The sequence below is a fragment of the Streptomyces sp. NPDC003042 genome, from assembly GCF_053591315.1.
This window is the reverse complement of sequence record NZ_JBSFTP010000004.1, coordinates 1-20,884: the sequence shown is the minus strand read 5'-3', so window position 1 is coordinate 20,884 and position 20,884 is coordinate 1. Positions and strand designations below refer to the sequence as shown.

Genomic DNA, 20,884 nt, shown 5'->3' with positions numbered 1-20,884 from the left:
GCAGAGTCAGGATCAGAACCAGTTGAGGGTGAGTGGGAAGGTGGTGCTTGCCGACTTGCCCGCGGCATCGGTGACCGAGGCGGTGATCTGGAGCGTTCCGGACCCCCACGGCTTTCCGCTGATCCGGCCGGTCGAGGCGTCCATGGTCAGACCCCACGGCAGCCCGGTCGCGGCCCACCGCAGCGGGGCCGCGCCACCGGAGGCCGTCACCTGGATCGTGCAGGACTGGTTGAACTTGCAGGTCTGCGCGCCCGGGTTGACGACGGTCGGACCGCCCGGAGGCGGCTCCTCACCGCCGGCCCCGAAGACCTCCGTGATGGGCTGGGCGCTCGCCGCGTTGCCGGCGTGCCCCGTCCCGAACAGGTCCTCGAAGGTCCGCAGCAGGTTGAAGTGGTTGTACGCGCTGCCGTACCGGCCCTGCTTGACGTGCGCGCCGTAGAAGACCGTGGCGATCTGGTTCGATCCCAGGAAGTTGTCCTCGTCCCACGTGAGCACCAGGAGGCTGTTGTTGGCCTTCGCCCACTGTGCGTACGCGTCGAGATTGTTCTTGACCCACGTGTCGCCCGTGTTCACCGGGCACGAGTGCATGTCGTTGCACTGGTTCGGGACGATGAACGACAGGTGCGGCAGCGCGTTGAAGTCGGTCCGCGGGAACTGCGTCCAGGTCTTGCCGGTGTCGAGCGGCACGTTCTTGAAGGCGAACCAGGGGTTGTGCTTCTGGGCGTACTGTCCGCTGGTGCAGGTCGTGGACCCCTCGCTCGGCAGGTCCTCGTTGTACGTGGCGAACGTCTTGCCGGCCGCGATGAGTTCCTGGCCGAGATTCGGCGCGGTCATCGACTGCGGCGTGTAGCAGCCGTCGCCCGTGATGCCCTGGGTGCCGCCCGAGAAGAGGTTGAAGTAGTTCGGCTGGCTGGGGTGGGTCAGCGCCTTCATCGCCGTGAGGCTCGCGCCGGCGTTGGCCAGCTGGTTGATGTACGGGGCGTTGGCGCTGCCGATGATCTCGCCGTACTGCTTGTTCTCGAAGACGACCACCACCACGTGGTCGTAGCCCGGCAGGGCCGCGGCGGCGGCGGACGCCGGCGCCGAAGGGGCGTCGGCGGCCTCGGAGCTGCCGATGGTCATGGCGGTGACCAGGCCGAGTGCGCAGGCGATGCCGGTCGTAGTGGCCCGCCACCTCCTGCCCCGCCCGCGCCGTGGTGTGACCGGGATGTTCGGTACCGGATGTCTCGTTCGCATGGGCTGTTGCCTCCTGTGTCCTCGGTCATTCCTCCCGCCGGGCCGCTCCGGCCACGGCGATGTTCACGAAGCGCGGCACGGGCCGGCCCCGGCCGCGGAAGTCGTCCGCGACCGCCGCACGTACCGCCGTCAGCCGGTTCCCGGGCAGCAGCATCAGCACGCTGCGGCCCGCCCGGCTGCCCGGCGGCCACGCACTGAGCGCGCCCGCCCGCCGGGCGCACTCCACGGCCCGTGCCAGGCCGGCCCCGCGATCCCGCTCGGAGCCCCGCACGGCCATGAGCACCAGGCGTGTCCCCGAGGCGGGCGGGTCGAAGGGCACACTCCGCTCCACCCGGCCCGACCCGATGCGCAGGGCCGTGCCGGGCCGCGCGAACAGCACGGCGCCGCGCAGGGCGTCGTCGTCCTGCGGAGCCACCTCGCGGATCAGCCCGGCGAGCAGCTCCCGCGCGGGCCGCGGCTCGCCCTCCCCGGTGTGCGCGTCGGTCACGGCGAGCGCGACCGCGCAGTCGAGCGGTTCCGCGAGGCGCAGCCCGGCGGCCTCGGTGAGGGTGCCCTGTACGTGCAGGTCCGTGCCGCCGCGGCCGTATCCGGCCGCGGCGAGGGCCCGCACCAGGGCGTAGGGGCGGGCCGCCCAGGCCGGGGTGTCCGGGTACGGGCCGGTCAGCGCCAGATCGCAGCTCTGCGCGGGATGACTGAGCGAGCTCAGCCGCACCAGGCCGTCCTCGCGCGGGGCCGCGGCGGCCGCGACCGGCCAGCCGGCCGCGGCCACCAGGCCCGGCGAGCCGAGGTGGAAGGCGTGCGGGGCGCTCCACACCGCGGTCGGCGGCCGGCCGTGCGCCGTCTCCAGCGCATGGGCGACCAGGCGCAACAGCGGGTCGGCGGTGGCCCGCAGGGCCAGCGACGGCGGGACACCGGCCCCTCCCGTGCTCCGGGTGCTCACCCCGGCTCCTTGCGGGCCAGCAGCCGGTACGCGTTGCCGCCGTCCGTGCGGCGGGCCACGGCGCTGCGCACGGCGTCCAGCGCGCCGGCCGCCACCAGGCACGGCACGGCGGCCGCCCGTACCGCCTGGCGGGCCGCGCGCCGGGCGGGACGGGATGCGCCCGGATCGGCCCACGGGCTGTGCGGGTCGGGGGCGAGCCGGTTCACGGTGAGGGCGACGGCCCCCACGAAGTCGTTGTGCTGGTGGGCGGGCCCGTGCTCCTCGGCCAGTACGGTGAAGCCGCGCTCGGCCAGCGCCGCGCGGAGGTTGGCCGCCGGGATCAGGTGCTGGTGCTGCGGCTGGAACCACGGCAGCCAGTGCGGGCCCAGCAGGCGCGCCATCCTCGACTGCGGATCGGGCAGTTCGATCAACAGGTGCCCGCCCGGCGCCAGGACCAGCGCGGCCGCGTCGAGCTCCGCGAACGGGTCGCGGGTGTGCTCCAGATAGTGGTACATGCTGACCGCCTCGTACTGGCCGGCGAGCTTGTCGGCGAGTTCGGGGAACTGGCCCTGGTAGCCGGTCGCGACCCAGCCCCGCCGCTCGGCCTCCTGGATCGCGTCGCCCATGTCGAGCCCGTCGAAGCGGGTGTCCGGCCACACCTCCCGGGCGACGTCGCAGAAGTGCCCGTGGCCGGTGCCGACGTCGAGCCAGGACGCGGGGTGGGCGTACGGGGCGAGCATCGCGGCCCGCGCCCGGTAGGAGGCGCCGAGCCGGCCGAAGACCGTCCCGGCGCCCTCGCCGCCCCGGCCGTCGTAGAAGTCGCGGTAGTAGAAGTCCAGCCCCTCCGGCGTCAGCCGGGGATTCTGGAAGACGTGGCCGCAGGAGCGGCACTCCTCCAGGGTGAAACGGCCCGGCTTGCCCTGCAGCAGATCCGGCACGCGTACCCGCACCGCCAGCCGCGCGGAGTCGCACCACGGGCACTGGACGCGCCGCGGTTCGAAGAACCGGTCGGTGCCGCCCGCGAGTTCGGCGGCGTACGCGGCCCTGCGGTCCGGCGCCCCGGCCTCCTGCGGCGACCGCGCTCCGGCGGCCGTACGCAGCGCCGCTCCCAGCGACCGCAGGGGCCGGGCGGCGCTCGCACGGGCCAGGTCCGAGGGGCGCAGCGAGCTGCCGGCGCCCAGCACCAGGGCGGGCTGCAGGCAGTACAGCCCGGCTGCCGCGACACCCCAGCGGCCGTCCCGTACGACTGCCGCCGCCAGCAGCGCGAGACCGGCCAGCTGGGCCGCTGACAGCAGGCCCGGCGGCAGGCCCTGAGCGCGCAGTTCGGCAGCCCGGCTCCCCGGACCGGCGGCGCGGGCGCTGAGGCCGGGGGCGACGGCCAGATCCGTCGACGCGGTGGCGTACTCCTTCAAACGGCGGGTGAGCGCCAGGAGTTCCACCCTGTCCCAGGCGCGGTCCGGATCCACTCCGGCCCGCCGCAGGACGTCCTCGCGGACCAGTACGGCGTACCCCGCACCGCGCCCGGCGGCCAACCGGTCCTGCCGGTACCCGGCCGGGTCGACCAGCCGCAGCAGCCCGAGGGCGTCTTCCGCGGCCAGGTCCGCCGGCAGCAGCTCCAGCACGTCCAGCCCCTCCCGGTCGGCGTGGGCGCACGCGGCCGCGCGGACCGCCTCGTCCACCGCGACGCCCCGAGCGGTGAGCAGCCGCCGGCGCGGCCACGGGGAGGGCTCCCCGCCGGGGCGCAGGACCGGCAGCGCGTGCAGCCGGCGGCGCGCCCGCACCGTCCCCGCGCCGAGTGCCGCGGCGATCGCGGCGGATGTCCATGGGCTCATGGGAGCTTCTCCAACCTGTCGGCCGCGGCGGCGGCGCCGCCCGCGGCGGCGAAGGACGCCTGGATCCGCCGGGCCGCACGGCGGTGCGGGCCGAAGTCGTCCAGTACGGCGGTGAGCGCGTCGCGCAGGTCGGCCGGCCGGGCCCGGCCGAAGCGCACCCGGACCCCGGCGCCGGCGTCGGCGACCTGCTGGGCCACGATCGGCTGGTCGTCGCGGATCGGTGCCACGACCAGCGGCAGGCCGTGGGCGAGCGCCTCGCACACCGTGTTGTGGCCGCCATGGCTGACGACCGCGTCGAGGTGGGGCAGCAGCCGCAGTTGCGGCACGACCTCCTGGAGCAGCGCGTGCGCCGGTACCGGGCCGACCAGGTGCCGTGGGGCGGCCATGACCAACTGGACCCGGTCCGCGAGCTGTTCTCCGGCGGCCAGGACGGCGGCGTAGAACCGGGAGCCCGCCTCCTGGTTGAGGGTGCCGAGCGAGACCAGGACCCGGCGGCGGTCGGGGTCGAGCCGCTGCCACGGGAAGGGTGTGCCCGGCGGGCGGGACCCGAAGGCGGGTCCCACACAGGCGTAGTGGTCGGGGAAGGGCTCGGCGCCCCCGATGAGCTCCGGCGTGGAGAAGACCAGCACCAGCCGGTCCGAGAACCGGGGATCCCAGCCGGGTGGCGCCCCGCACTCGGCGAGCAGTCCGGCCAGCTGGTCCGCAACCCATGCGCCGACCTTGGGGAAGCCGGCGAACGGCCGTGTGAACTCGGCCGACGTGCTGGCCGAGGTGACCCAGGGGATGCCGAGCCGTCGGGCGACCACGGCTCCGGCCAACGCCTGCTGGTCGGCGACCACCACGTCCGGGGCGAAGGCCGCCGCGGCCCGCTCGACGCCCGGCACCATCGCACGGGCCAGCGGCACCAGCGCCTCCGCCCACAGGAACCGCAGGGCGGCGACACCCCGCAGGTCCCGCCACCGCCCGTGCAGCGCGGCGTACCCGCCGGCGCCCGGACCCGCGGCGTCTCCGGAGGGAAACAGCCGGGCGTGCGCGGGCAGCAGCCCGGACAGTACGTCGGAGGGACCGGTCCAGGCGGTCTCGTGCCCGCGGGCGGCCAGTTCGGCGGCGACGGCGACCGTCGGATTGACGTGCCCGGCGAGCGGGGGGACGACGAACAGGACCCTCATGGGATCAGCGCTCCCGCCCCGGCCCGGCGGACGGCCGCGGCGTGGGCCAGCACGGCCCCGCGCAGCACTCCGCCGCTCTCCTTGAGCACGTCGTGGCCGAGACCGGGCAGGATCCGCAGCGTGCAGCGCGGGGCGTGCCGGGCCAGTTCGGCGGCGCCCGGGACCAGTTCGGAGTGCTCCCCGCACACGACCAGGACCGGGCAGCGGATCCCGGCGTAGTCGGCGGGCGTGAAGGTGCGGCCGGCCGCGATGTCGTCGATGAGGGTGGTGCGGTTCAGGAGCGCGTCGGCGATGACCGTCAGCTTCGCCGCCTTGCGGAGCCTCAGCGAGGACAGTTCGGCCGGCACCTGGCTGTCCTCCAGGCTGAGCGCGGCGACCGACAGGGTGTCGACCATGTTCTCCACCCAGGGGCCGCTGAGCGGCGGTTCGAGCAGGGTCAGGCCCGCGACGAGATCGGGGCGGGCGAGGGCGGCGTGCAGGGCGAGCGTGCCGCCGTAGCTGTTGCCGACCAGATGGACCGGCCGGCCGTCGAGCCCGAGGGCGGACAGGAGGGCGACCAGGTCCCGGACGGCGCTGCGGCTGTCGTATCCGGTCGGCGGGCGCTCGCTGAGGCCGTGGCCGCGCAGGTCGTAGAGGACCACCTCGTGCCCGGCACGGGCCAGGGGCACGCCCAGCGGGCAGTAGAAACTGGAGAGGTTGTCGACGACGAGGCCGTGCAGGAAGACGACCGGGGTGTCGCGGACGCCCCGCGTACCGTCGGACGGGGCGACTTCGGCAGCGGGCAGCCGCTGGACGTGGAACCGCAGCGCGTTGGCGCGGATTTCGGCCATGGCGGGCTCAGGCCGCCGAGGCCGGGCGCACGGGCCGGGCGGCAACCGCGACATGGGTGATCCGCGCGATGTGGTCGACCAGCTCGCCGACCGACATGGCCAGGATCGCCTCCATGTCCTTCTCCGCGAGGAAGCCCATGAGGTCGACCCGGGATCCGTAGCGCTCGTGCAGCCGCTCGGCGAGGGCGACGAACTCGATGCTCTCCAGCGCCAGGTCCTCGTTGAACGTGGTCTTCATGGTGACCTCGTCGGCGAGGAGGAACTCGTCGCCGATGATCCGGACGAGCATGCCGGTGATCTCGGCGAGGATGTCAGATGCCATGGCTGTTCTCCGTCGGGGTCGGAAGGGCTGCGGGGGCGGAGGGCGGGGGCGGTGCGGCGCCCGCGGCCGGTGCTCTGCCCGCGGTCGGGACGGTCGGGACGGTCGGGACGGTCGGGACGTGCGGGACGGTCCAGGCGACCTCATGGCCCTCGTACGTCGTCGTGCGGACGCGGTGGGTGCGGCCGGCGGGGGACAGGACCCGCAGTCCGCCGGCGGGGTCTTCGGTCACCTGCCAGCGCACGAGCCGCCCGCCGAGCCCCGTGCCCTCCGCCTTCGCGGCGGCCTCCTTGGCACACCACACGGTGGTGACGGCCGCGGCGAGGCCGGTTGCGTCCCGGGCCGCGAGTCGCTCGGCGAGGCGGTGTTCGTCCGTGGTGAGCGCGATGCGGATCAGGGCGCCGGGATCCTCGGCCACCGGCTCGACGTCGATGCCCACGGGGGCGTCGGGGTGCGCGAAGGCGACGGCGATCCGGTCCTTGTGGGACAGGGTCAGGTGCAGGCCCGCGGCCAGGCCGCCGGGCACCGGGCGGCCCGCTTCGTCGTGGCTGACGGTGACCTCGGCCGGGAAGACCGGACCGGAGCCCCGGTCCCACAGCAGCTGCCGCAGGGCGTCCTTGGCCGCGATCCGGCCCAGCAGCCAGGGGGCGCGGGCGCGCGGGGCGAGCCGCTCGTACACGGCGCGCTCGGCCGCGCCGAGGTAGCGGCGCATGACCAGTTCCTGCGAGGCGGGGTCGCCCCAGCGGCGTGTGGCCACGCACCAGCCGCCGGGCCGCGGTTCGCCGATCCCGGACACCTCCGGGGTGAACTTCATCGGCCACACCCGCTCGTCGGCGGCGAAGCGGCGGTACGTCCAGCCCTCCAGCCGGGCCCAGACCGCGCCGTCGGGCGTACGGAGCTCCACGTCGCCGCGTACGGAGGTGGGCCGCACCTCGCGGATGCGGGCCGTCGCCGCCAGCAGTGTGCCCGCCGGGGGCGGGGCGGCGTACAGGCGGATCCGCTCGAGTACGGCCGGGAACACCAGGCGGTCGGAGTCCAGGCGCAGCTGCATCCAGTGCCCGAGGAGCTGCCCGGCGGCGTCGAGCAGGGCGCCCGGGGCCGGCAGCGCCCGGAGCACTCCGCGGATTCCGTCGTCGGCGACGGCGGTGACTTCGTGGACGCCGGCGAACCGGGGGCCGTGGAACATCCAGCGGTCCCGGTAGAGCGCCTCGGCGGAGACCGGCGCGGGGCGTTCGGCGGTGAGGGGGACGGGGTCGGGTGCGGGAGGTGCGCTGTGGGCGGACCCGAGGCGCACGGTGACCGACGCGCAGTCGCCGACGGCCACCCGGACGCGGCCGTCACCGGCCGGGCGGGTGGTGAACTCGACGTCGACGGCGGGCGCGACGGGGAGCCAGCGCAGGGCCCGCATGTCGTCGAAGCCCGTGACGAGCTGCCCGGGTCGTTCGGTGAGGGCGGCCTCGGCGGCCAACTCCAGCATGGTGGTCATGGGGACGACGGGGAAGCGGTCGGAGTCCTCCGGCCAGCCCTCGGGCTGCAGGTAGACGCAGTGGTCGCGGACGGAGGGAAGGGTGTCGAGGGAGAGTCGGCGGGTGTGCGCGCGCGGCGCCTCTTCGCCGGCGCGGGCCTGGGCAGGGGGGACGGCCGCCAGGGCTTCGGCGGCGGCGGCGGCGGGGGCGCGGGTGGGGGTGGCCGAGGCGCCCGCCTGGGCGCGTGTGCCGGTCGGGGGTTCGGCGGGGGCGGCCGAGGTGCCTGTCCGGGGCGCGGGCGCGCCGGCCAGGGCTGCGGCGGGAGCGGCCGAGGTGCTTGCCCGGGCTGGGCCTGCGGCGGCCAGGGCTTCGGTGACGGCGCGGGCGGCCGCCTGCGTTTCGTCGAGGACGGCGTCCAGGGCTGACAGGAGCACGGGCCGGCCGGAGGCGGCCGGGCGGCTCGGGTCGGCGAGCCGCCCGCGATCCTGGAGGGGCTCGCGCTCCCAGAGCGGCCCGCGCTCCCGGAGGGGTTTGACGGCGCCGTTCAGGCGCACCAGCGGGGAGCCGAGGTCGAGCAGGACCGGGCGACCGGTGGGGTCCGGCGCGGGCCCGCCGGTGAGCCGGTCCCAGCGCGGCTGCAGGCCCTCGGTCCACAGCGCCGCCGCCAGGTGGCGCAGGGCGTCCATGCCCGAGCGGCGCGGGGTGGAGGCGGCGGCGGCCAGATGCCCGGTCCCCCGCAGGGTGTCGTCCACGAAGCCGGTCAGGCTGCCCGGCCCGGCCGAGACGAAGGCCCGTACGCCCGCCTCGTGCAGCCGCAGCGTCAGGGTGCGGAAGTCCACCGGCTCCAGCAGGTGCCTGACCACCAGCTCCCGGATCCCCTCCGGATCGGACGGGTACGGGGCGGCCGTGGTGGCCGACCAGACGGGGAGCTCGGCCGCCTGGAGCGGCAGGCGCTCGAAGGCGGCCCGCACCTGGCCGAGGTACGGCTCCCACATGGGCGTGTGGAAACCGGACCGGAAGGGCAGCTCCTGACCCAGCACGCCCTCGCCCGACAGCCGGCCGAGCACCGACGCGATCTGCTGCGGCGGACCGCAGACCACCGACTGGTGGGGGCAGTTGTCGTGGCTGACAGCCACACCCTCCAGGCCGTGCAGGGCGGCGGCCGCCTGCGGTGCGCCGCAGCCGAGCGCCGCGTACACGAGGTCCGGCACCGCGAGCGAGTCCGGCCGCAGCGAGCCGAGGAAGGTGTCGACCGCCTCCTGCGGGTACATCCCGGCGGCCACCATGGCGGCCCACTCGCCGAGGCTGTGCCCCGCCAACAGGTCCGGGCGGATGCCCAGTTCGGCCAGGACCCGGGCGAAGAAGCGTCCGGCGGAGAGGGCGTCGAGGGCGCGCTCGACGAGCTCCCCGCCGCCGGTGAGCGCGGGGGCAGCGAGGCCCAGGTGGGCGGCCACCCCGTCCAGATCGGGTGCGAACTCCGGCTCCAGCCCCGGGAAGAGGAGGGCGAGCCTGCCGCCGCGCTCGGCGGCGTACGGGCCGAGCAGCGGACGGGGCGTGAACCACACGCCGCCCCGGCCGCGCCAGGGGCGGGCGCGCGCGATGACCTTCGCGGCGAGTGCCCGGCGCTCCGCCGTCGGGGTGACGATCGCCAGCCGACAGGGCCCGCCGCGTTCGGCGTCCACAGTGTCCGCTGCGTCCGCAGAGCCGGCAGTGTCCGGCGCGGCCAGGAGCCGGGCCAGCGCCTCGGGGGACTCGGCCGTGAGGAGGAGTACGGACGCGGGGCCGGCGGACTCCCGCGGGCGGACCGCGCCGCGCGCGATCGGCAGTGGCAGGAAGCGGCGTACCGGAAGGTGCGCCGCGCGGGCGCGGGGGGCCTCCTCGAGGATCGCGTGGGCGTTGATGCCCCCGAATCCGAAGGCGTTCACCCCGGCCCGGCGGGGCGCCGGGCCGGGCTCCCAGGGCTCGGCCGTGCGGACCGGGCGCATCCGGGTCCGGGCGAAGCCAACGCGTGGATCGTCGAGGTGGAGGGTCGGCGGCAGCACCCCCTCGTGGACGGCGAGGGCCGCCTTGATCAGCCCGGCCATGCCGGAGGCCTGCATGGTGTGCCCGAGCATGGACTTGACCGAGCCCAGCGCGATCGGGCCGGCGGCCTCGGGCGGACCGAACACCCTGGCCAGGGTGGAGAGTTCGGCCTCGTCGCCGACCGGGGTCCCGGTTCCGTGGGCCTCCAGGAGGCCGATCGATCCGGAGGCTGCCGGATCGAGGCCCGCCATCGTCCAGGCCCGCTCCAGCGCCTGCACCTGGCCGTCCACCAGCGGGCTCATCAGGCTCGCCGCGCGGCCGTCGCCCGCCACGCCGACCCCGCGGATCACCGCGTACACCCGGTCGCCGTCCCGCTGGGCGTCCGCGAGCCGCTTGAGCAGTACCACGCCCGTTCCCTCGGACAGGAGCGTGCCGTCGGCCCGCCGGTCGAAGGGGCGGATGCGCTCGCTGGGGCTGAGGGCGCCCAGCTGGGTGAACACGCTCCAGAGCGTGGCGATGTGGCAGTGGTGGACCGCTCCCGCGACGACCAGGTCGCAGCGGTCGGCGGCCAGCAGGGCGACCGCCTGGTCCACGGCCAGGAGCGAGGAGGCACACGCCGCGTCCAGGGTGTAGGCGGGACCGCGGAAGTCGAGCCGGTTGGCGGTACGGGCGGCGGTGAAGCTCGGAACCAGGCCGATGGACGCCTCCGGCTGCTCCGGGCCCAGTGCGCCCTGGAAGGCCTGCCGGATCGCGGCGATCCGTTCGGCGCTCAGTTCCGGAGCCAGCTCGCGCAGGGTCGCGCTCAACTGGTGGGCCGTGCGGACCCGTTGATCGAGGCGGGCGGTCGCCACGCCCATGAATCCGCCCCGGCCCAGCACCACGCCGATCCGGGACCGGTCGGCGGGCAGCCGGTCCTCGCCGCCCGCATCGGCGATGGCCTCGGCCGTCGCGTGCAGGGCCAGCAGCTGGTCGGGCTCGGCCCCCGCGACGGCGGCGGGCATGATGCCGAAGCGGGTGGGGTCGAAGGCGGCGAGGTCGTCGACGAAGCCGCCGCGCCGGCAGTAGAAGCGGTCGCTGCCGGGCGGCCCGTCGGGGGCGTAGTAGACCTGCGGATCCCAACGCCCGGGCGGCACGTCGGTGATCGCGTCGACGCCGGTGAACAGGTTGTGCCGGTAGGCGGCGAGGTCCCCGGCGCCGGGGAACACGGCGCCCATGCCGACGATCGCGGCATCGGTCGGACGCGGGTCAGCCATGGTGGGCCTGCCCGTCCGTCGCGTCCGTCTTGCCCGTTGCATCCGCTGCGTCCACTCCTTCGGCCATGAGGACGACCTGCGGATCGGTGCCGTGGGCCAGTTCCGCGAGGAAGGCCTCCGCGCCCGCGTCGGGCTGGATGAGCGCGATGCCGCGTCGCGCGTACGCCCGCTCCAGCTCCGGGGTGACCATGCCGCCGGCCTCCGCCGCCCACGGGCCCCAGTCGACGGCGAGGACCCGCCCGGGTGAGGCCTGCGACCACGTGTGGGCCAGGGTGTCCAGGGCGTCGTTGGCGGCGGCGTAGTCGCTCTGGCCGCGGTTGCCGTACACGCCGGCGACGCTGCCGAAGAGGACCAGGAAGGCCGGGGCGGGCGCCGCTGCCGATCCGTCGTCGGTGACGGCGACCGCGGCGGCGAGGTGGCGGGCACCGTCCACCTTGGTGGCGAAGACGTCGGCGAAGGACCGCGGGTCCTTGTCCCGCAGGAGGGAGTCCCGCAGGAGGCCCGCGCCGTGCACGATTCCGTCGAGCCGGCCGTGGCGGGCCCGGATGCCGACCACGACCGCGCGTACGGCAGCCTCGTCGGTGACGTCGGCGCAGTGGTAGCGGACCGACGCCGCCGTGCCGCCGAGGGCGTGCAGGGTGGCCCGTACCTCCCGGGCGGCCAGGGTCCGGGAGGCGGCCGCCTCGATCTCCGCCGGGGTACGCAGCCCCCGGGCGATCAGTGCGGCGCGCAGGGCGACCCGGTCGTGCGCCGAGGCGAGGGCGGGGTCCTCGGCGGCCTCGGGCGGGGGAGTGCGGCCGGTCAGCTCGATGTGGCAGCCCGTGGCGCGGGCCAGGGCGAGCGCGGCTCGGGCGGTGATGCCGCGGGCTCCGCCGGTGATCAGGACCACGCAGTCGCTGTCCAGCCTCACCCGCGGGGGCGAGGTGTCCGCGAGCGGCGCGGGCACGGTGCGCAGGACGCTGCGGGTGCCGTTGGTGTAACCGACGGCCACCGGCTCGTCCGGGGCGCACAGTTCGGCGAGCAGGTGGGCGGCGACGCGTTCCGGGCGGTCCTTGGGGTCGATGTCCACGCATCGCACGAGGGCTGCCGGATGTTCGAGCGCGGCACTGCGGGCGAACCCGCGCAGCCCGATGCCCGGAACCGGATCGGGAGCGGCCGGGCCGTGTCCGAACGCCCCGCCCGCCGCGGTGGCGACCACCAGCCACCGCACCCCGCCGACCAGTGCCCTCCGCAGCCGCTCGAACGCCTCCGGCAGTACGGGATCCGGCCCGGGGCACAGGGCACTCAGATCGACGAGGCCGTCCACGCCTTCGGCGCCCGCCGACTGATCGGCCGGGACGGTGCGCACCCGTGCGCCGTGGGACTCCAGCAGCGCGGCGAGCGCCGGCCCCACCCCCAGCCCGTCCTCGACCACGGCGAACGTCCGCCCGGCCAGTACCTCCGCGGGGTCGCCCGCGTCGGGCGGCCCGGCGGGGGCCGCCTCGACGCGGAGCCGGACGGGGCGGCGCACGACGGCCCCGCTGGGCTTGGCCTGGGCCGCGGCCGGGGCCTGGGCCACGGCCTGGGCTGGGACAGCGGGCCGGACCGGGTCTTGGACCGAGGTCGGCCCGGACGGGGCCGTGGACGGGGCCGTGGACGGGGCCGTGGACGGGGCCACGGACGGGGCCGTGGACGGGGGAGTGCTCGGCACCGCCGGTTCCCGGGCGGCGATCCAGTTCACGATCCCGCGGAGCGTCTTGATCCGGGACAGCTCCTCCACGGCCGACTCGGCGGCGCCGTCGAGCTGTCGGGGCAGTCCGATGCGGTCGGCGAGGGCGCCGATGATCTCCACGCGCTTGATGGAGTCGATCGAGAGGTCCGCCTCCAGGTCGAGGTCGGGGTCCAGCATGTCCCGCGGGTAGCCGGTGCGCGTGTGGACGATCTCCAGGACCGCGTCCATGACCCCTTCAGGGGTGAGCGGCCCCCGGGTGGCGGGGACCGTCGCGGGCTCCGCCGCCTCGGCGGGCGCCCGCGCCGCTTCCACCGCGGGTGGCTGTGCCGCCGGACGAAGCAGCGCCTCGGGCGCCTCCGTGCCCAGGTAGCCCAGCAGGACCTCGCGTTGGGCGGCCACCAGCTCCCGCGCGCCGCGCAGGTACTCCAGTACCGCCTCCTCGCGGCGGTCCGCCGCATCCACCGGTTGCGGCGGACGGACGCGCCGGGCCGGCCGCAGGCCGCCCGCCACCGGCGAGCCGTCCGCCGTACGCACCAGATGGCCGTCGACCAGCCAACCGGGCCGGCGGGGAGCCCGCTCGGGCAGCAGGGCCGTTCGCCCCTTGAAGAGAGCCTCCGGATCGACCGGCACCCCGGCCGCCGCCAGTTCCGCGAGCGCGGCGAGCAGCCGGGGCAGGCCCGGCTCCCCGGGGACGTCGCAGGCGACGGCCGTGTGCGGGCGGTCGCCCAGGACCCTGCCGACGAGGCCCGTCAGCACCCGGCCGGGCCCCGCCTCGACGAACGTCCGTACCCCGGAGGCGTACATGGCCTCGACCTGGTCCACGAAGCGCACCGGTTCGGCCACTTGGCGGGCGAGCGCCTCGCGCACCTCCGCGGGATCCGCCGGATACGGCCGGGCCGTGGCCGTGGACCAGACCGGGACGGCGGACCCCACGACCGTCGTCCCGGCCAGCGCGGCGGCGAGGCCGTCGACGGCGCCGGCCACGACCTCGCTGTGGAAGGCGCAGGCCACCGCGATGCGCTCCCCCCGCAGCCCGGCGGCGCGCAGGTCGGCCAGCGCGGCCTCGACGGCCGCCGTCGGACCCGAGACGACGCACTGGGACGGCGCGTTGTGGTTGGCGATCACGCACCCCGCCCGCGCCGCGATCTCCCGGACCTGCTCGGGGGCGGCCGTTACCGCGGCCATCGCCCCGGGGTCCTCCCCGGCGGCCTCCAGGATGGCCGCCGCCCGTCGCCCGCTCAGCCGCAGCAGCGCCGCGGTGTCGAAGGAGCCGGCGGCCCACAGCGCGGTCAGCTCCCCGTACGAATGTCCGGCGGTGCAGTCCGGCCGGACGCCGAGCGAGCCGAGCAGCAGGTGCGCGGCCGCGCCCGACAGGCCCAGCGCGGGCTGCGCGACCCGGGTGTCGGTCACCGCGGCCCACTGCCGCGACCGCTCCTGCGGTGTGAAGGCGGCCGGCGGGAACATCGCCGCCACCACCCGCGCCGGAGCCTCGTCCAGCAGGCTCCGCAGCGGCGGGAAGGCGACGTACAGGTCCCCCAGCATTCCCGGGCGCTGGCTGCCCTGTCCGGGGAAGAGGAACGCCACCTGCCCGGGGTCCGCCCCCGGTGCCCGTACGTGCACCCCGTCGCCCGCGGTGAAGCCGCGGGCCCGCTCCAGCTTGGCGGCGAGGTCGTCCAGGCTCTCGGCGATCAACGAGACCCGCACGGGGCCGGATGCCGAGGCGGCCGTCTCGGCGGCCAGGTCGCGCAGCGGCCAGGGCCGTCCCGTGCTGTCGTTCTCCTCCAGCCGGGCCGCGAGCCGGTCCATCGCCCTGGCCGCCGCGCGGTGGTCGGTGCCCCGGAAGCAGAACAGCTCCGCCGGCCAGGCCTCCAGCCCGTGCGCGGGCTCGTCCTCGCAACCCGCCAGCACGGCGTGGTAGTTGGTACCGCCGAAGCCGAAGGCGCTCACGCCGGCGATCCGCTGCGGCGCCGGCGCCGCCCACGGCCGGGCCTCGGTGTCGAAGAAGAACGGGCCCGTCCCCGCCCGCCAGTCGGGATGCGGGCGCTCCAGGTGCAGTGTCGGCGGCCGTACCCCGGCGTGGACCGCCCGAGCGGCCTTGATCAGCCCCGCCAGCCCGGCCGCGCACTTGGTGTGGCCGATCTGGGACTTGACCGAGCCGAGGGCGCACCCGGCATTCCCCGAGGCGCCGAACATCGCGGTCAGCACGGCCAGTTCGGTGCCGTCGCCGACCACGGTGCCGGTACCGTGCGCCTCGACCAGCCCCACGTCGGCGGGTGCGATGCCCGCCCGCTCGTACGCCCGCTCCAGGGCGCGCCGCTGGCCGTCGGGCCGGGGCGCGGTCAGCCCGAGGGAGCGTCCGTCGCTGGAGGCGCCGACGGCCTTGACGACCGCGTACACCCGGTCGCCGTCCCGCTGTGCGTCCTCCAGCCGCTTGAGCACCACCGCGGCGACCCCCTCGCCCAGCGCGATCCCGTCGGCGGCCGCGTCGAAGGGGCGGCACCGGCCGGTGGGGGACAGCGCCCGTACGGAGGCGAACATCAGGTAGTCGTTGATGCCGTTGTGGACGTCGGCGCCTCCGCACAGCACCATGTCGCTGTCGCCGGAGCGGAGTTGGCGGCACGCCAGGTCCAGCGCGGCGAGCGACGACGCGCAGGCCGCGTCGATCGTGCAGTTCGCACCGCCGAGGTCGAGCCGGCTCGCGATCCGGCCCGCGATGACATTGGCCAGCACGCCCGGGAAGGAGTCCTCGGTGAGTCTCGGCAGCGAGGCGTCCAGCTCGGGCGGCAGTTCCCCGAAATAACCGGGGTAGAGGGCGCGGAACCCGTAGGCACCCGCCAGGTCCGTGCCCGCCTCCGCGCCGAAGACCACCGAGGTGCGCGAGCGGTCGTACGTGCGTCCGCCGCCGTAGCCGGCGTCGTCAAGGGCGCGGGCGGCGATCTCCAGGGCGAGCAGCTGTACCGGTTCGATCCCGGACAGCGAGGTCGGCGGGATCCCGTGCGCGAGGGCGTCGAAGGGCACCGGGGGCAGGAAGCCGCCCCACCGCGAAGGCGTGCGCTCCCCGGCCCGGGACGGGTCGGCGTCGAAGTAGAGCGCCGGATCCCACCGATCGGCCGGTACTTCGGTGACGGCGTCCCGGCCCGCGACGATGTTCGCCCAGAAGGTGGCCAGGTCCCCCGCGCCCGGATACGCGCAGGCCATTCCGACGATCGCGATGTCCAGCGGCTCGGCAGGCTCCGCCGCGGGCGGGGCGGCCGGGGCGAGTTCCCGCGCCCGCCGCTCCAGGAAGGCGCTCGCCCCCTCCGTCACCTGCGCGTGCAGGGCGGCGACCGTGGTCGTGGCGGACCGCGCGGTCGCCGCCTGGCCGAGCATGAAGAGGCCGTCGCGCCTCTGCTCCTCCTCGGTCGCGGGCACCGGGCCGGCGCTCCCGTGGCGCAGCCCCTTGCTGGCGATGCGCAGCCGCCCGAGATTGAGCCGCTCCAGTTCTTCCCACACCTCGCGCGGGCTCGCGCCGTCCTGCGCCAGCCGCAGCCGGGCCGCCTCGAAGGTGCCGGCGTACGCGGTCGCCGCGCACCGCGTGGCGTGTCCGGGCGCGGTCCGCAGGAGGACGGTCGCCTCGCAGTCGAGGGCCGCGGCCTGGAAGCCGGGCAGTACGGCCCCGGCGGTGACCGCCTCCGCGGTGAAGAGGTAGGCGGTGCCCATCAGGACACCGATCCGGGCGCCTCGTTCGGCGAGCGGCGCGGCGGCGACGGCGGCCATGGCGGCGGAGCGCTCGTCGTGGATGCCGCCGGCGAAGAGCACGTCCAGCGCCGGGATGTCCTCACAGGCCAGCAACCGGTCGATCTGCTCCTCCCACAGGGTGAAGGAGGACCGCGGGCCGATGTGGCCGCCGCATTCCAGTCCCTCGAAGACGAACCGCCGGGAGCCCTCGGCGAGGTACCGCTCCAGCAGTCCGGGGGAGGGCACGTGCAGATACGTCCGTGTGCCGCCGGCCTCCAACGGAGCCGCCTGGGCGGGCTGCCCGCCCGCGATGATCGCGTACGGGGGGCGGATCCCGGCCACCGCGGCCAGCTGCTCGGCCCGCAGCTCCGGCGGTGCGAAGCCGAGCAGGCCAACGCCCCAGGGCCGGGAGCCCAGGCGCCGTGCGGTCTCGGCGAGCAGGGTGCGGACCTCGTCGCCCGGCATGACGGCCAGCGCCAGGTACGGGACCCCGCCCGCGCCGGCGACGGCCTCGGCGAACGCGGCCTGGTCGCTGACCCGGGTCATCGGGCCCTGGGCCACGGGGAGATGCGGTGCCGAGTCCTGCGGTCGGAGCGGGGCGCTCTCCACGGCCGCGTCCAGATGGGCCGCGACCGCTTCGCGTACGGCTTGCACCACGCCGCCCGTGGTGCGGTGGCGGGCCGCGAGGCGGGCGGCGAAGGCGCCGTCCTGGCCGAGGGGCAGGGCGTGGGTGCGCAGTCCGCGGGCGCCGATCCGGTGGACCGGCTCCGCGGGATCCGGCGGGGCGAGGTCGGGGCGCGTGTAGATCCGGTGGCCCGCGACGATCCGGGTCTCGCTGCCGTCCATCGCGCGCAGGGCGGCGGTAACCTCCCCGGGGAGGGCGGCCTCGCCCTCGGTGGTGAGCGCGAGTTGGGCGTCGAGCACCACCCCGGCGGCGCCGCCCGCGACGGCAGCGGCCGCGGTGTGGGGGCCGATGCCGCCCTGGGCGAGGACGGGGACGGTGACGTCCGGATCCGCCAGCAACCGCTGCAGCAGGACGAACGCCGTCAGTTCGCCGACCCGCCCGCCCGCCTCGTGCCCCTTGGCGACGACCGCGTCCGCCCCGGCGGCCACCGCGGCCGCGGCCTCCTGAGGGCTGGTCACTTCGGCCCAAACCCGGCGGGCACCGCCGGCCGCCCAGGCGGCGGGGTGCGGCTGCTGGGCGGGATCGGCCAGGAGGACGGTGTCCACCTCGGCCGGCAGCTCGTCCGGCCAGACGGGACAGCCGGCGGGAACGCGTACGCCGTAGGGCTGCCGCAGGGTCCGCGCCGCTTCGGCCAGGGCCCGGTGGGCGAGGTCGGCATCTCTGCCGAGATCGAGCAGGCCGAGCGCGCCGGCGCGCTCGGCGGCCACGACGATCCTGGGGTTGGGCTCCTCGAAGGGGCTGACCGCGACGACGAGGTCGCGGACGGCGGAACGGGCCGGCTGAGGGGTCACTGGCGCTCCTGACAGGCCGAACGGGCAGCGTGAACGGGCAGCGTGAACGGGCGGGGCCAACGGGCTGGGGGACGGCAGCGCGAGCAGGCAGAGCAGACTGTGCGCAGGGCGATGGCGATGGCGATGGCGATGGCGGCGGACGGTGCGGCGAGGAACGGGCAGGTCAAGGGGTGGCGCGGGTCCGCTCACGTCGCGCCGGCGGAGCGCCCACCAGGGGTGACCGCCGGTAACGCCGTCATGCCGCGTTGCATCGTGCGGTGGCCGCCTCTGAGTGTCAACGGCCTTGTTGATGGGGCCGTTTGCTTCCGGCCGTTCGGCGATCGCTGCGAAATCCGCAGCCCGCGCCCGCTCCCACCGCCTCCGCCTGCGTTGTTGCACGCACCGGAGCCATTCCTTCCGCACGACAGCGCAGTCTGGCCGTGCGGCCGGGCATGCCGTGTCGGTATGGCTCGCGGCCGACCCGGTATGAGGGCCTCCACAATCGGTCGGTTGTTCACTCGGCTGCCCCTTACACCTGAACGGTCCTGGAGTTACCGTCCGGTCATGACCCCCACACTCGCGCAGCTTCGATATCTCGTCGCCGTCGCGGACTGCCGCTCCATCACCGGCGCGGCGGCTTCGGTGTTCGTCGCCCAGTCCGCCCTCTCCCGGGCCGTTCAGGCCATGGAGCGCGACCTCGGAGTGGAACTGCTCGCCCGACGCGGACGCGGCGTGGACCTCACGCCCGAAGGCACCCGCGTGGTCCGGCTCGCCCGTACGGTGCTCGACGCGGTGGAGGCGATCGACGACGTCGGCGCCCCACACGCCCAGAACACCCGGGCCACCTTGCACGTCGTGGCCACGCCGACTCTGGCGCTCGACCTGGCCGTCGATCTCGTGCCCGCCTTCACCGAGCGCAACCCGGGTATCGACGTACGCCTGCACCAGTACGACAGCCGGGAGGTGCTGGTGCAGGAACTCATCGACGGCACTGCGGAGTTGGGGCTGGTCGACCTGCCGGTGGACAAGGAACTGTCGGCCCACCACATCCAGGAGCGGGAGGTCGTCCTCATCTCGCCGCTCGGCTCCCGGCTGCCCGACCCCCTGCCCTTCCGGATGCTCGACGGTCTGGACATGGTGCTGCCGGCGCCCGGCACGGGCCGCCGTACGGAGTTGGAGGCGATGTTCAGCTGTCTGGGGGTACGGCCCGTGCCCACGGTGGAGGTCAACGAACGGTTGGCCTGGGTGACCGGCGTGACCGACGGCCGGGGCTCGCTCATCTGGTACCGGGACGTCGTCCTACGGGCCTTCGGCCGCCGCGCCGAGGTCCGCTCCTTCACCCCGCCCCTGCTGCGGCCCGTGGGAATCGTGCACGCCAGACGTCCCCTGAGCCGCGCTGCGCGGGCCTTCCTCGCGCACGCCCGGCACAACTCGCCCGTCCGCGAGCCCAGTCGCTGACCTCCCCCGCCACCGATGGGAGGTGCGCCGGGCACGCCATGCCCGCCCGGCATCGATCCATGCCCAACGCGGGAGTCTCTGCCGCTTGGCCACTGCGGCTGCCGACGCCACATTGTGCGCATGTCCCGACTCCTCGCATCCCCCCGGGCCGCGGCTGCCGCCGCCGCGAGCCTCGTCCTGCTGCTGTGGCCGATATCGCAAGCCGCAGCAGCAGCCGCCCCCGCGTCCGCAGCCGCCCCAGCCCCCGCATCCGCAGCCGTGAAGGCCAGGCAGCCCGCGGCGCCCTCGGCCCCCGAGCGCACGTGCACCCTGCCCGCGGGCCTGGCGGAGATCAGCGGGCTCGCCATGAGCACGCGCCACCCCGGCGTCTTCTACGCCGTCAACGACAGCGGCAACAGCAACCAGGTGTTCGCGGTCGACTGCGGCGGACCCACCGGACAGCTCAAGGCCACCCTCACCCTCACCGGCACGTCCAACACGGACTGGGAGGCGCTGGCCGTGGGCAAGGACCCGGCCGGCCGCCCAGCGATCCTCGTCGGCGATATCGGCGACAATTTCAGCGGACGCGCCGAGCTCACCGTCCACAGCTTCCCCGAACCCGTCACCCTCGCGAGCGCCTCCGTCACCCCCGTCACCTACCGCTTCGCCTACTCCGACGGCCGCCACGACGCCGAATCGCTCCTCGCCGACCCGGTGAGCGGGCAGCTGTACGTCGCCAGCAAGCTCATCGGCGCCACCGGCCAGCTCTACAAGGCGCCGCTGCCGCCGCAGCCCGGACAGCTCAACACCCTCACCCCGCTCCGCCCCGGCCCCGTCTTCGCCACCGACGGCGCCTTCTCGCCCACCGGAAAGTCCTACACCCTGCGCAGCGGCGGACCCCTCGGGGCGAACACGGCGTCGGTGTACGACGCGGCCACCGGAGCCAAACTGGCCGACGTCCCGCTGCCGGCCCAGCCCCAGGGCGAGATCGTGACGTACGCCGACTGCGCCACGCTCCTGGTGGGTTCCGAGAACGACAACCAGATGTGGCGTGTGGCGCTGCCCGCGGAGGCCACGCCCGGCTGTGACGGCACCACACCGCCGCCCACCGGGGACTTCAAGATCGCCAATCCCGGCCCGCAGACGTGCAAGTTCAACCAGAGCTGCACGATCCAGCTCAGCGCGACCGGGGGGAAGCCGCCGCTGCGCTACAGCGCGAGCGGGTTGCCCTGGGGGCTGACCCTCGACGCCGCGACGGGCCGGATCAGCGGCAAGCCGTGGAGCTCGGGGACGACCCAGATCACCGCCACGGCCACCGATACGGCCGGAGCCTCCGCAGGCACCGCCTTCCCACTCACCGTCAACTGGTTCTAGGTCGTGTCGTCAAAGTCCCTCCTGGCCGGTGGGGCCTGGCACGCACGCTCATCCCCCAGCCTCCGGCCGGGGGGACCCCCAGGTTGTCGTCGGTCGCCGACGCTCCGCGTCGACTCCCTCCTCCGCCTTGCGATCGCACGCACC

10 protein-coding genes are annotated in these 20,884 nt (G+C 75.6%); 2 read left to right on the top strand and 8 right to left on the bottom strand.

What is annotated here, in order from left to right; all coding sequences use genetic code 11:
• Window positions 1-12: 12 nt before the first annotated feature.
• The 8 genes from ACWDYJ_RS03380 to ACWDYJ_RS03345 are packed head-to-tail and all read right to left on the bottom strand — an operon-like array spanning window position 13 to window position 17,950.
• Entirely contained in the window at window positions 13-1,236 is a 1,224-nt protein-coding gene (locus ACWDYJ_RS03380) for an alkaline phosphatase family protein (RefSeq protein ID WP_451563762.1), read from the bottom strand.
• A gap of 25 nt (window positions 1,237-1,261) precedes the next feature.
• On the bottom strand, window positions 1,262-2,176 hold the full coding sequence (locus ACWDYJ_RS03375) for a galactokinase (protein ID WP_451563761.1): 915 nt from the start codon (window positions 2,174-2,176) through the stop codon (window positions 1,262-1,264).
• Complete coding sequence (locus ACWDYJ_RS03370; protein WP_451563760.1) at window positions 2,173-3,987, bottom strand: methyltransferase domain-containing protein; 1,815 nt, start codon at window positions 3,985-3,987, stop codon at window positions 2,173-2,175. Before ACWDYJ_RS03370 ends, ACWDYJ_RS03375 begins: the two co-directional genes overlap by 4 nt.
• Window positions 3,984-5,156 (bottom strand): glycosyltransferase, encoded by a 1,173-nt coding sequence (locus tag ACWDYJ_RS03365; protein WP_451563759.1) that lies wholly within the window; start codon window positions 5,154-5,156, stop codon window positions 3,984-3,986. Before ACWDYJ_RS03365 ends, ACWDYJ_RS03370 begins: the two co-directional genes overlap by 4 nt.
• Complete coding sequence (locus tag ACWDYJ_RS03360) at window positions 5,153-5,986, bottom strand: alpha/beta fold hydrolase (protein WP_451563758.1); 834 nt, start codon at window positions 5,984-5,986, stop codon at window positions 5,153-5,155. Before ACWDYJ_RS03360 ends, ACWDYJ_RS03365 begins: the two co-directional genes overlap by 4 nt.
• Window positions 5,987-5,993: 7 nt before the next feature.
• Window positions 5,994-6,308 (bottom strand): acyl carrier protein, encoded by a 315-nt coding sequence (locus ACWDYJ_RS03355; protein ID WP_451563757.1) that lies wholly within the window; start codon window positions 6,306-6,308, stop codon window positions 5,994-5,996.
• Window positions 6,298-11,046 carry a beta-ketoacyl synthase N-terminal-like domain-containing protein gene (locus tag ACWDYJ_RS03350; protein ID WP_451563756.1) on the bottom strand — a complete coding sequence of 1,583 codons (4,749 nt, stop codon included), beginning with the start codon at window positions 11,044-11,046 and terminating at the stop codon, window positions 6,298-6,300. Before ACWDYJ_RS03350 ends, ACWDYJ_RS03355 begins: the two co-directional genes overlap by 11 nt.
• Window positions 11,039-17,950, bottom strand: a complete 6,912-nt coding sequence (locus ACWDYJ_RS03345) for an SDR family NAD(P)-dependent oxidoreductase (protein WP_451563755.1) — start codon at window positions 17,948-17,950, stop codon at window positions 11,039-11,041. The genes ACWDYJ_RS03350 and ACWDYJ_RS03345 overlap by 8 nt, the downstream gene beginning before the upstream one ends.
• Window positions 17,951-18,493: 543 nt before the next feature.
• On the opposite strand from ACWDYJ_RS03345, the gene ACWDYJ_RS03340 reads away from it, so the two are divergent.
• Together ACWDYJ_RS03340 and ACWDYJ_RS03335 are read left to right on the top strand one after the other, a co-directional pair.
• Window positions 18,494-19,387, top strand: a complete 894-nt coding sequence (locus tag ACWDYJ_RS03340) for a LysR family transcriptional regulator (protein ID WP_451563754.1) — start codon at window positions 18,494-18,496, stop codon at window positions 19,385-19,387.
• A gap of 120 nt (window positions 19,388-19,507) precedes the next feature.
• Window positions 19,508-20,740, top strand: a complete 1,233-nt coding sequence (locus tag ACWDYJ_RS03335; RefSeq protein WP_451563753.1) for a putative Ig domain-containing protein — start codon at window positions 19,508-19,510, stop codon at window positions 20,738-20,740.
• The last annotated feature ends 144 nt before the right edge of the window (window positions 20,741-20,884 follow it).